Origin of the sequence: Priestia taiwanensis (assembly GCF_014638355.1) — a bacterium.
GTDB classification, from domain to species: Bacteria; Bacillota; Bacilli; order Bacillales; family Bacillaceae_G; genus Priestia_D; species Priestia_D taiwanensis.
The window spans coordinates 795888-808517 of sequence record NZ_BMFK01000001.1; the positions used below are offsets into that span (position 1 = coordinate 795888).

The following is a 12630-nucleotide window of genomic DNA, read 5'->3' on the forward strand; positions in this document are numbered from 1 at the left end:
TTTAAAGTTGCTCTTGATAGGAGAAGTCTGTCCAACATTGGATAATGAGCGACTAGTTCTTACTATGAGAAGAAACAGCAGGAACGCGTAATGTAGCTATTGATATGGCGACCTTTGAAAATACTACAGCATACGTGTAGTGTTTTTTATTTAATAACAAGGAGAGGAAGACTTATGAAACTAAAAGGAACAACTATTGATGTAAAATTGGTAGAAGAAAAAGATGTTGAATCGCTATTACAATTAGAGGTACGTAATAACGACTTCTTTCAACAATTCACAGGGGTGCGTGATGAATCTTTTTATACGTTGCAAGGGCAACTAAACAGAATAAAAAAGGCAATTATTCAAAAAGAAAATGACCACGGCTATTTATTTGTTATCATGCAAAAAGATCCGGAAGAGATTATCGGCGAGGTTATGCTAACGGAAGTGGTTCGGATTAATTTACAAAGCTGCTGGATTGGTTACTTTTTAGATAAGGAATATAACGGGAAAGGATATATGACAGAAGCGGTTAAATTAGTCGTAGATTACGCGTTTCAACAACTGAATTTACATCGTATTGAAGCGGGAGTGATGCCACATAATATTGGTTCGATGAAAGTATTAGAAAAGGCAGGCTTCCATAAAGAAGGAATTGCGAGGAAAAACGTAAAAATTAACGGAACGTGGGAAGATCATCAAACATTAGCGATTATTAATAGTCAGCATATATAAATAGAAGAAGCCGAGAGTATATGTATTCTCGGCTTCTTGATAAGGAAGAATAAATAGAATGTTTTTGATAATTATTACTTAGAAGGCAGATGAACGTTCAGTTGCCAACTAATGCCGAATTTATCTACAAGTTGCCCGTAGCCAGGACTCCAAAATGTTTCTTGTAACTCCATAATTACGTTACCACCATCTTGTAGCTTTGCAAATAACTCTTTCGCCTCTTCAACATTGTCTAGATGAATTGCAATTGTAATATTGTCACCAACATTATGCGGTTGACCTGGGAATGTGTCAGAGATCATTAAGTCTGCATCACCAATTTTTAAATGTGCATGTAAAATGTAATTTTTTACTTCTTCTGGAACTTTGAAATCAGGGCTTTCTGGCATATCAGCAAATGTACGAACATCTTGAACAGTAGCTCCTAATGAAGCCTTATAAAATTCAACAGCCTCATTACCATTACCGTTAGTTACTAAGTAAGGATTAACACCTAAAATCATGAAAAGCACCTCTTTCATTCATATTTAGTGAGTAGTGAAACAAACATATGTATCAGGGAACCGAATGTATGTTTCTATTGATTATTTTATCATATACTTTTTTAATTTGGAAGAGAAAAAAGAAACATTTGTTCGATTATTTTTGACAAGCTATGCAAGAAGTTGTCGTTTTTTACCGGTCTATACAAACAAGCGAAGAGATACCTTCTCAAATTGTATTCCTTGAATTCTTATTCTCTTGATGAATACAATGTAAATAACAAGAAGGAGGCATTGATAAATGAGTGTACTAATGAATTCTAATCGTGAATTAGTGTATAAAGCATGTCGTAGTTATCGTCCATCTATGCAACAATTAACAATTGAAGAAATAATTACGTCAACGGGGAAACATGGCGATAACCATTTCAAAATTAAATTGGATGAGACCTATTATTCTCTTCGATTAATTCCATACACAAGATATAAAGATTCAACTTTCTCTCTTCTCACGGATGCCGTTCTAGAGGAACAATTAAAGTACGGTGATTATTTAGTTGGAAAAGGAATTCCATTTATGAGGCGGACCGAATTACAACAGAATCGTTACTTTACAAAAATTCATCATGACGGTGCTGAGTGGAGATGTTGTATGTTTGAATGGCTAGAGGGAGAGCATATTACGCATAATACAATCCGAACTGCAGAAAGAATGGGAGAGTTTGCAAGAGAATTTCATGATGTTTCGTTAACATATGCATCTAGAGTACTTCCAAATGTCCGTCATACAACTGCTTATCAAAAATGGGTAAACAGTATTCGTACATATTTAAAACAAGCCATTCCTACCCAAACGAGAAGGCTGTTGACTTCATATATAGAAACCGTACAGCAGCACATAGATACTGCTAACCATATTCAAATCCGGCCTGAACTTAAAATTATCACATCTGACTTAAACTCTTTAAATATATTATGGGATAAACAAGAAAAAATAATAGGTATTATTGATCATGAACATATTGCATATTCAGATAGAATTCAAGACTTAGCTTGGCTAATTAAATGGTATTCGAGAATCGAAGGCATTGAATCACATCATGTTTCACCATCTTTAGCTTCCGCTGTATTAAAAGGATACGGGGCGAAAAGTATCATGAAGAATGAGGATAAAGAAAGACTTAGAGCGCTTCTATGGTTATCAGGCTGCTTTAACTATAACTTTGTTCGTGCAACGATGGATGTATTGAATCAGTCTGTAGAAGGGTATGACAAATTGGAACAACATTTATCTCGTTACATGGAACGGGGAAAAGTGTTAGTCGGATTAATCAAATAAAAGGGGATTAAAATGGAGAAAAAGAATGCAGTAAAAATCAGTAGTAGTGTAGAAGAAACATATAAAAATGTTGTTCTTGAGAATGTAAATAATCATTGTATTCGCTTAGCCGTGTTCACTGGGGAATATGATTGGCACAAACATCCAGACTCTGATGAAGTATTTATGGTTTTAGAAGGCCAATTATTTATTGATGTGGAGAATAGCGACACAATCATTGTGGAACCAAACGAAATTGTGAAAATTCCAGCTGGTCTTGTTCACCGTACACGTTCAGAAGTAAGAACGGTTAATTTATGTTTTGAGAAGGAAGAGGCGGAAACGGTATTTGTGAAAGTGAAAAATTAATAAATAGGAAGTAAAGAGCAAATCCGCTAGCATTATCGGATTTGCTCTTTACTTTTTTGCTCGGTTGCAATTTCTTCTTTCACTTTTTTTGTTAATTTACTGTAGATTAGTTCATAGGAGTGAACAATTAAATTTTTCCATAAATCATCTGGGAACGTGGCATCTAAATAAATGCTATTCCAGTGTGTTTTGTTCATATAGTAACCAGGAATAATATCTTCGTATTCTCTTCTCAAGTGTTCAGCGCGAATAGGGTCGCATTTTAATGATAAAATAGCCCTTCCTGCCGCATCACTGTGGAACATTACAAACATTTTTCCTCCAATTAAGTACCGATCGGCATTCCATTCAGCTTTGTAATCATGTATCGCCCCGACTTGTCTCTGGCAATAATTATGTAATAGTTTTGTTTTCATCTTGAAAACCCTCCCTGTGCATCATTTCTTTTATTTTACATGATATAACAATTAGTGTAGTGAAATTTTTCTTCGATATAGATAAAAGATTTATGTTCTTTTTTGTCGCTTTTTATTCGTTCTATGTCCAAAAAAGCTTGTTATAATAAAAAGAAAGCGCTTTAAAATAGTGGGGGTGGATAGGTGAAAGCGGACATTTTTCAAGAAGAACACGAAATGTTTCGTACATCGTTACGGAAATTTTTACGAAAAGAAGCTATTCCTTATTACAATGCATGGGAACAAGATGGAATTATCCCTCGGTCATTTTGGAGAAAGATGGGGGAGCATGGTTTCTTATGCCCCTTTGTCGAAGAGAAGTATGGCGGATTAAATACAGACTTTATTTATTCAACAGTCTTAATTGAAGAATTAGAAAGAGTCGGGGCAGGTCTTACTGGAATAGGGCTACATAATGATATTGTTGTTCCTTATCTTTCTTCCTATGGCACAGACGAACAGAAGCAAATGTGGTTACCGAAATGTGTAACAGCAGAAACAATTACTGCTATTGCAATGACAGAGCCAAGTGCTGGTTCGGATTTAGCAAATATTAAAGCAACCGCGTATAGAGAAGGCGATTATTATATCGTGAATGGAGAAAAGACTTTTATTACAAATGGCATTCATAGTGATTTAGTTATTGTCGTTTGCAAAACAAATCCTCAAGCAAATCCTCCTCATAAAGGTATTAGTTTACTCGTTTTGGAACGTGAAATGAAAGGTTTCACACGTGGAAAAAAACTTCAAAAAATTGGCATGCATAGTCAAGACACAGCCGAACTCCTCTTCGACAATGTGAAAGTGCCACATACACATTTATTAGGACAAGAAAATATGGGTTTTTATTATTTAATGGACAAGCTTCAACAAGAGCGATTCGTCGTAGCAATTAGTGCGGTGACAGCTGCACAGTCTATGCTTGAACTTACGATGAAATACACGAGAGAACGAGAAGTATTTGGATCAAGTATTAGTAAACTACAAACGGTACAATTCCGCTTAGCAGAAATGCACACAGAAATTACAATTGGACAAACATTCGTGTATGAATTAGTAAAGCGACATGTGAAAGGAGAACGTATCGTATCTGAAGTATCGATGGCAAAATGGTGGACAACTGAAATGGCCAAACGTATTGCAACAGAATGTCTACAATTACACGGTGGCTATGGGTATATGGAAGAGTATGAGATTGCAAGAAGATACCGTGATATACCAGTTACAAGTATTTATGCAGGAAGCAATGAAATAATGAAAACCATTATTGCGAAACAATTATCTTTATAAAAAGGTGGTGTCGTAATGCTTGATGGAATTCGTGTTCTTGATTTTACACAAACAATTCCTGGTCCATTAGCGAGTCGACGACTTGTCGAATTTGGGGCTGAAGTTATCAAAGTTGAACCATTATCAGGAGATCCAGCACGGATTAGCGAAACGGTTTTTCAGGTGCTTAATGGTAGCAAGAAAAGTGTTTCGTTGCACCTAAAATCAGAACAAGGAAAAGAGCTAGCAAGGGATTTAATAAAAGGAACAGATATTATACTAGAGAGTTTTCGTCCTGGAGTAATGAGAAAATTAGGATTAGCTTATGAAGATATTGTTCACATGAATCCTTCAATGATTTACGTTTCTATTACTGGTTATGGTCAACGAACAGAAACAAAACAGCTAGCTGGGCACGATTTAAATTTCATGGCTATAAGTGGTTTATTATCCCAGTGGAAAAATGCACAAGGTAACCCTATTCATCCAACGATAACGATTGCAGATTTAATTGGAGGAACATACGCTTTTGAGAAAATTTTGGCTGCCTTATATGAAAGAGAAAAAAGAAAACGAGGATCTTATCTTGACATCTCTATTACAGCTGCACTAACAAAGATGATTGAAGTAAATAGCAGAGTCAAGGATAACGAGCTTTCTTTTTTACATGGAGAAGCAGTATGTTATCACTTGTATGAAACGAAAGACAATCGATATGTTGCGTTTGCGGCATTAGAGTATAAATTTTGGGAGAAGTTTTGCCATGAAATGAATTGCTATTCACTTATTACGCAACAGTTTGATAAAGCTATGGATGGACATAAAACATACGAAGTGGTGAAAGAAGTCTTTAAATCACGCACATGGAAAGAATGGGAGGAACAATCATTCATTTTAGATTGTTGTATTACACCGGTATATGAACCTCATGAGCTATGTACTTCCCCTTATACGAAAGAAAATATATCTATTACCCCAGACTCAACAAGCGCACCATTGCTTGGCGAACATACAAAAGACATCTATCGTTTAACAGAAGAACAGATAGAAGAATTAATGAAAAATAAAATTATTGGGGGTTAACAAAATGATGATGAACATGCCTTTCTCAGTTCCAGCTATGTTAGAACACGCGGAGAAGTATTTTGGAAAGAAATACGTTGTATCACGTACATCAAGTGGTGTTACGAAGATTACCTACAAAGAAATTAGTGAACGCACAAGACGTTTAGCAAGTGCACTAACGAATTTAGGTATTCAAAAGAGAGAACGAGTAGGCACATTTGCATGGAATCATCATCGTCATTTAGAAGCATATTTTGGAATTCCTGGTGCAGGCGGTGTGTTGCATACCGTTAATATTCGTTTATCTCCGCAACATATTGTATATGTGATAAATCATGCGGAAGATACGATGTTACTTATAGATGAAGAATTACTACCATTAATCGAGAATGTACAAGATCAGTTAACGACCGTTCATACGTATATTGTGATGACAGACCGTCCGGAACTTCCAGAAACAACATTGAAGAACGTGTATCATTACGAGCATTTATTACAAAAAGGAGACCCGAATTTTCAATTTGTAGAAGTAGAAGATGAAAATGATCCAGTCGGGATGTGTTATACATCTGCGACAACTGGTAATCCAAAGGGGGTTGTATATACGCATCGTAGTACGTGCCTTCATAGTTATGGATTAGGGCTCGTTGATACAGCAGCTATATGTGAGAGAGACGTTGCAATGGCAGTTGTTCCAATGTTTCATGCGAATGCTTGGGGTATGCCCTATGCGTGTGTATGGTTCGGCTCTACATTAGTACTGCCAGGACCAATGTTCACACCGAAAATATTACTTGAATTAATTCAAGAAGAAAAAGTAACACTTGCGGCAGGTGTACCGACCATTTGGATTGGATTACTTCAAGAATTAGAGCGACAATCCTATGATACAAGCAGTCTTCGTGCTGTATTGTGCGGTGGATCAGCTGCACCAAAAGGAATGATTGATGCTTTTGTAAATAAGCATCACATTCCGTTTATCCATGCGTTTGGTATGACAGAAACCTCACCACTTGCAACTGTATCTAGGTTAAAAGCGTATCAACAAGGGATTTCTATGGATGAGCAGCTATCATATCTTACAAGACAAGGATTTGTTGCACCAGGTCTGGAAATAAAAGCAATTGGACAAAATGGTGAGATTGCGTGGGACGGAAAAGAAATGGGAGAGTTATTAATTAGAGGTCATTGGATTGCGGCGGAGTACTACAATGATGAACGTAGTGAAGGAGCATTTGAAAATGGATGGTTCTACACAGGTGACGTCGTAACAATTGATGAAGAAGGTTCTATTAAAATAGTCGATCGTATGAAAGATATGATCAAGAGTGGTGGCGAATGGATTTCATCCGTTGATTTAGAAAATGTATTGATGGGGCATCCAGCTGTATTAGAAGCAGCGGTTATCGGGGTCCCACATGATCGTTGGCAAGAGCGACCAATTGCTTGTGTTGTCTTAAAAGAAGGAGTAACCGTATCGAAGGAAGAGTTAATTGAATATTTAGTACCATCATTTGCAAAGTGGTGGTTACCAGACGAAGTAGTCTTTATGAATGAGATTCCACGTACGTCTGTAGGGAAGTTCTTGAAGAAAGCGTTGCGAGAACAGCTAAATAACCATTTTGTATCGTAAGGGGGCGAATAGATGGATATCGGTCGTAGTTTAACTGTCCATGCTAAACGAATCCCACATAAAATCGCAGTTATCTTTGAAGAAGAAACGTACACATACGGTGAGATAAATAAAGAAGTAAATAAATTAGCGAATGCCTTCCTCCGTGAAGGTATTCGTAAAGGGGACAAAGTGGCCATGATGATGAAGAATTCTTCGTACTTCTTCATCACATACTTTGCAATTATGAAAGTTGGTGCGATTGCTGTTCCAGTAAATTTTCGATTAACGGTGTCTGAATCATCTTATATTCTACAAGATAGTGACTCTACCGTTTGTTTGTATGATAGGGAATATGAGAATTTAATTCAAGAAGCTAGTGAAAATTGTCCGTTACTTGTATTAAGGATAAATATGCATACATCCTATGAATCATTTATCTCCTCTAATGAAGAAGAACCGAATATACAAGTGAATGAAGAAGATGACTGCCAAATTTTATATACATCAGGAACGACGGGCAGGCCAAAGGGCGTATTGTTTGATCATCATCGTGTGTTTCATGTCGGAGTTAGTGTGATGGCAATGATGATGATTAATAATGAAGATGTAATGCTACATGTGGCACCGTTATTCCACTGTGCACAGCTGAATTTGTTTATGATACCAGCAACATATGTTGGTGCAACACAAGTTATCCATAAAGAGTTCGGACCACAGAAAGTGCTGGAAGATATTCAAACTCATCGTATTTCTTTCTTCTTTGGTGTACCAGCTATGTATAACTTTCTTCTCCAAGTACCGAATGCAAGTGAGTATGATATGCGCTCTGTGACGAGATGTGCATACGGTGCAGCACCAATGCCAGTCACGCTTATTGAAGGAAGCATGAAGCTATTTGGACATCGGAATTTTTATAATCTTTGTGGACAAACAGAGGCTGGTCCAGGTGGGGTAGTTCTATATCCAAAAGAACATGAGACCAAGCTAGGTACAAGCGGAAAAGCGATGTTAAACACATTTGCACGTGTTGTGGATGACAGAGGTAATGATGTAAAGGTAGGAGAAGTTGGAGAGTTTCTTATTCAAGGTGAAACAGTGATGAAAGAGTACTATAAGAAACCAGAGGAAACGAAAGAAGTGTTACGCGATGGCTGGTTATACACCGGTGACTTAGCGACGATTGATGAAGATGGATTTCTCACCCTTGTTGATAGAAAAAAGGACATGATTATTTCTGGCGGGGAAAATATTTACTCAACGGAAGTAGAGCAAGTACTATATGCACATCCTTCTATATTAGAAGTAGCCGTTATTGGTATTCCAGATGAAAAATGGGGAGAGTCTGTATTAGCATATATTGTCCCTAAACAAGGCGAAATGTTAAACTTCACAGCAATGGTGAAGCATTGTGAAAATAAGCTAGCACGTTATAAATTACCGAAAAAATTAATAGAAATAGAGGCACTTCCTCGTAATGCTTCTGGTAAGGTACTAAAGCATATATTAAGAGAGAAAGCGAAACAAAAACAAGGAGTGGAGTAAATGGAAAAGATTGCAGTTATTGGTGCAGGGATTATGGGATCTGGGATTGCGCAAGCTTTAGCAATGAAAGAGAAAAAAGTACATTTATATGATATTTCAGAAGAGGTTCTTCATAAAGCAATGCATACCATTCAGAAAAGTTTGGATCGCTTTGTCAAAGTAGGGAAAATGACAGAGGAAGAAAGGAATACAGTCGTGGATAATATTAATCCGTTACTATCATTACAAGAAGCCTGTAATGATGCTTTCCTAGTAATTGAAGCAGTACCTGAGAACCTAGCATTAAAGAAAGAGATCTTTGCCAAATTAGATGCATATGCTCCTCCACATGCTATCTTAGCGACAAATACATCAGAACTGAGTGTGACGGCAATTGCAAGTGCAACGCAGCGTCCACATTTAGTTGCTGGTATGCATTGGTTTAATCCAGCTCCACTCATGAAACTTGTTGAAATTGTTCGTGGTGTTGATACGAGTGAAGAAACATTGCGTGCAGTAGAGCGAATTTCACAAGAAGTAGGAAAAGAAACAGTTATTGTGAAGGATATGCAAGGTTTTGTAACGTCACGTGCGATTGCGATACATTTGAATGAGTGCATTCGAATGTATGAAGAAGGAATAGCTAGTATGGAAGATATTGATAAAGCAATTAAACTAGGATTAAATTATCCAATGGGCCCGTTTGAACTTGCGGACTATGTTGGTTTAGATACGATGTTATATGCAAGTGAAGGGATGCAGCACGCATACGGCGACCGTTTCAGGGCACCACAAATGCTTGTGAAGTTAGTAGAAGCAGGTCATTATGGACGTAAAACCGGAAAAGGGTTCTATGATTATACGAAACAAACATTAGAGAAAGTTGGGAGATAAGATGAATCGAGAAGTTGTTATTGTGGAAGCGGTCCGTACACCAGTAGGACGAAGAAACGGCGTATTTCGTGATATTCATCCTGTTACGCTAGCATCCTTCACGTTAGATGAAGTGACGAAACGAGCAGGTGTTAGCAAAGAAATGGTAGAAGATATTGTGATGGGATGTGTTACACCAATTGCGGAACAGGGATATAATATTGGGCGATTAGCAGCGCTACAAGCTGATTTTCCAGTTACTGTACCAGCTGTACAAATAAATCGTATGTGTGGTTCTGGCCAGCAAGCCATTCATTTTGCGACGCAAGAAATGAAAGCGGGAGATATGGATATAACAATTGGAGCCGGTGTAGAACATATGTCACTCGTGCCTATTCTAGCAGACGGGAATGAACGAACAATCCCATCGACACTTCATGAAAAGTATTCGTTTGTTCATCAAGGTATCTCTGCTGAAATGATTGCGAAGAAATATGATATTACTCGAAAAGAAATGGATGAATATGCATTTAATAGTCATCAACGAGCTTTATACGCACAGCAAGAAGGTTATTTCGATCGAGAGATTGTACCTGTACAGGGAGTAACAAAAGAAGGGGACGCAGTAGAAGTAAGAGTAGATGAAGGTCCAAGAAAGGATACGTCTATTGAAGCATTAGTAAATTTGAAAACAGTATTTCAAGCAGATGGGGTTGTCACAGCAGGAAACGCTAGTCAAATAAGTGATGGATCCGCTGCAGTATTATTAATGGAGAAAAATAAAGCACTCGAACTTGGCATGCGACCGCGTGCTAAAATCATCGCACAAACAGTTGTCGGATCAGACCCAACGCTTATGCTAGACGGTGTTATTCCAGCAACGGAAAAAGTATTGAAGATGAGTGGGTTGTCCATTCATGATATCGATTTATTCGAAATTAACGAGGCATTCGCTTCTGTTGTATTAGCGTGGCAAAAGACATTAGAAGTAGACAGGCAGAAAGTAAACGTAAATGGTGGTGCCATTGCATTGGGTCATCCACTCGGTGCAACAGGTGCGAAGTTAACGACTGGCTTAGTACATGAATTAGAAAGAAGAGAAGCGAGGTACGGTTTACAAACCATTTGCATCGGTCACGGTATGGCAGTGGCGATGATTATAGAGAGAATATAAGAAAGTAGGGCTAGTTTCTAATAAGAGACTAGCTTTTTACAAAAACATAATAATATTATGTAAACTGATAGCGGTGAAAGTATATAGCATTCACATAAGACAGCTTCATTTTATATATTATTTTACTAATAAGTATTGTATATAGTACAATTTGTTCAACGATTCACATATTTAAAGTCGAAGAGATTAACTAAAATTGTTTTAACCAACTTATATCCATGTTTTTTGTTTTCGTATCAAAAGCTTTTTTAAATGAGAATAGAGGAATTTCAAATAGAAGGAGAGAAGGATAAATGAATTTATTTATTATTGTTGTAGTGATTTTAATAACTGTATCTTTACCTTTTGTGATCAAGAAGCACATGCAAGAAATTTCATGTTACACAAAAAATCATCAGATTTTCTTTGCCAATAAAAAAAGAGTTTTGTATGGCTATTATATTTCTTTAATTGGAATAATCGGTTTTCTTATTACTTCTGTTTTGGTTATATATACAGGAGGCCAGAATCTAAGTATAAAGTTTATTTCATTTATCTTTTTTATTATACATATAATAGCAGAACATTTAGTTATTCCAAAGATATTGAGAAATGAAATACGGAAACTAGTTGATCAAAGGTAAGGAGTTTTCTATTTGGACTTGAGAATTAGTAGTGTCGTCCTATTTCCTACAGTGAAATGAAAAGTTCTTTTTGGCTTATGACATTAAATACATTGCTCACTTAGAACAAAAAAGTTTGTTTTAAGCGGAATGTTGATTATTAAAGGGGGATTTTATGCAGAAAAAATTGGCTTTATGTTTCCTTACATTATTGATGACAGCATTAATTGGATGCGGATCGAACTATCATAAAGATATGAAGCTTGTATCGAAAGTTGAAATTGAGCAGATTATATCAGGTGGAGATATAATCGAAACATCTTCATCTTTAGGGGAACATACGATAAATTCCATAAAAGAAATAATTAAAAAAATTAATTGAGATAAAAAGTCTAAACACACGCATGCAAGAAGATACGATGTAAATTTGATTTTATACTTTAGTAATACTGATGGTTATTTAATGGGAAAAGAAGATTATTACATTTGGTATGAAGATGATGGTACAGCAACGGTACACGGTCCTAACGAATATGGAAAATTAGACAAGGAAACTACGAATTTACTGAAACAAGTATTAGCAAATAAAGATAAATAACTTAAAATACGGGATTGTCAGGAAAATGGCGTTTATCCTTAGTCTTTCTATGAGAACTTAGGAAATGAAAGGGGGACGGATTTTGAAAAGACAAACAACATTTGTGATTTTAATAATTACGTGTTTGATTGTTGTTGTTTTTGTAATGAAGAAAACAAAAGAAAATTCTGTCCATGCATACCTTAAGGGAACATATACATCTAAGCAATTACCTTTCAACTCATTTGTTTTTGATACAGAAGATAATTATACTTTTTATTATTATCATTATGATGAATTTCTTCACACTCAGACTGTAGAAAAAGGGACATTTTCTAAAGCGTCAGAAGACTCTTTTATTTTAGAAAGTGAATATTTTGATGGTAAGGGAATTTATCCTAATAAAAATAATGGTTTTTCAATAATAATAAACAACAAAGAATATAATTTTACTAGAATTAGTAGAATCCCAATATTCATTAAGTGGAATGAATAACATAAGCGATTAAATAGGTAGTATTTCTAGAGAAATCACCCCAGCGCAATCCAATTAAAATTTATTAGTGGAATTTCAGGCTTCAATGATACCC

The 12630-nt window shown here is 36.2% G+C and carries 14 protein-coding genes and 1 pseudogene; 13 read left to right on the plus strand and 2 right to left on the minus strand.

Annotated features, from left to right (window positions below):
- Positions 1-174: 174 nt before the first annotated feature.
- Positions 175-711 (plus strand): annotated as a pseudogene (locus IEV41_RS04255) (GNAT family N-acetyltransferase); the annotation flags it as partial.
- Positions 712-794: 83 nt separating this feature from the next.
- Here IEV41_RS04255 and IEV41_RS04260 read toward each other — a convergent pair.
- Entirely contained in the window at positions 795-1223 is a 429-nt protein-coding gene (locus IEV41_RS04260; RefSeq protein ID WP_188387191.1) for a VOC family protein, read from the minus strand.
- Between the two features lie 280 nt (positions 1224-1503).
- Between IEV41_RS04260 and IEV41_RS04265 the strand changes: the two genes are divergently transcribed.
- The gene (locus tag IEV41_RS04265) at positions 1504-2541 is read left to right on the plus strand and encodes a phosphotransferase enzyme family protein (protein WP_188387192.1); all 1038 of its coding nucleotides are present in this window, start codon (positions 1504-1506) and stop codon (positions 2539-2541) included.
- A 12-nt stretch (positions 2542-2553) separates the two neighbouring features.
- Positions 2554-2889 (plus strand): cupin domain-containing protein, encoded by a 336-nt coding sequence (locus tag IEV41_RS04270; protein WP_188387193.1) that lies wholly within the window; start codon positions 2554-2556, stop codon positions 2887-2889.
- Between the two features lie 32 nt (positions 2890-2921).
- Here the strand turns inward: IEV41_RS04270 and IEV41_RS04275 are convergent, their stop codons facing one another.
- Positions 2922-3305, minus strand: coding sequence for an MmcQ/YjbR family DNA-binding protein (locus tag IEV41_RS04275; RefSeq protein ID WP_188387194.1), 384 nt, complete (start codon positions 3303-3305; stop codon positions 2922-2924).
- Positions 3306-3521: 216 nt separating this feature from the next.
- On the opposite strand from IEV41_RS04275, the gene IEV41_RS04280 reads away from it, so the two are divergent.
- The 10 genes from IEV41_RS04280 (at position 3522) to IEV41_RS04320 (ending at position 12536) form a co-directional block, all read left to right on the plus strand.
- Positions 3522-4634: an acyl-CoA dehydrogenase family protein gene (locus tag IEV41_RS04280; RefSeq protein ID WP_188388674.1), complete on the plus strand. Its 1113-nt coding sequence runs from the start codon at positions 3522-3524 to the stop codon at positions 4632-4634.
- A 15-nt stretch (positions 4635-4649) separates the two neighbouring features.
- Entirely contained in the window at positions 4650-5696 is a 1047-nt protein-coding gene (locus IEV41_RS04285; protein WP_188387195.1) for a CaiB/BaiF CoA transferase family protein, read from the plus strand.
- A gap of 4 nt (positions 5697-5700) precedes the next feature.
- Positions 5701-7311, plus strand: a complete 1611-nt coding sequence (locus tag IEV41_RS04290; protein ID WP_188387196.1) for a long-chain fatty acid--CoA ligase — start codon at positions 5701-5703, stop codon at positions 7309-7311.
- Positions 7312-7323: 12 nt separating this feature from the next.
- Positions 7324-8835, plus strand: a complete 1512-nt coding sequence (locus IEV41_RS04295; RefSeq protein WP_188387197.1) for an acyl-CoA synthetase — start codon at positions 7324-7326, stop codon at positions 8833-8835.
- On the plus strand, positions 8836-9708 hold the full coding sequence (locus tag IEV41_RS04300) for a 3-hydroxyacyl-CoA dehydrogenase family protein (protein ID WP_188387198.1): 873 nt from the start codon (positions 8836-8838) through the stop codon (positions 9706-9708).
- A gap of 1 nt (position 9709) precedes the next feature.
- The gene (locus IEV41_RS04305; RefSeq protein ID WP_188387199.1) at positions 9710-10861 is read left to right on the plus strand and encodes a thiolase family protein; all 1152 of its coding nucleotides are present in this window, start codon (positions 9710-9712) and stop codon (positions 10859-10861) included.
- Positions 10862-11154: 293 nt separating this feature from the next.
- Positions 11155-11484 (plus strand): hypothetical protein, encoded by a 330-nt coding sequence (locus IEV41_RS04310; protein ID WP_188387200.1) that lies wholly within the window; start codon positions 11155-11157, stop codon positions 11482-11484.
- 154 nt (positions 11485-11638) lie between these two features.
- Positions 11639-11845, plus strand: a complete 207-nt coding sequence (locus tag IEV41_RS04315) for a hypothetical protein (RefSeq protein ID WP_188387201.1) — start codon at positions 11639-11641, stop codon at positions 11843-11845.
- 81 nt (positions 11846-11926) lie between these two features.
- Positions 11927-12061: a hypothetical protein gene (locus tag IEV41_RS20145; RefSeq protein WP_268235129.1), complete on the plus strand. Its 135-nt coding sequence runs from the start codon at positions 11927-11929 to the stop codon at positions 12059-12061.
- An 82-nt stretch (positions 12062-12143) separates the two neighbouring features.
- Positions 12144-12536, plus strand: a complete 393-nt coding sequence (locus IEV41_RS04320; RefSeq protein ID WP_188387202.1) for a hypothetical protein — start codon at positions 12144-12146, stop codon at positions 12534-12536.
- Positions 12537-12630: the final 94 nt, after the last annotated feature.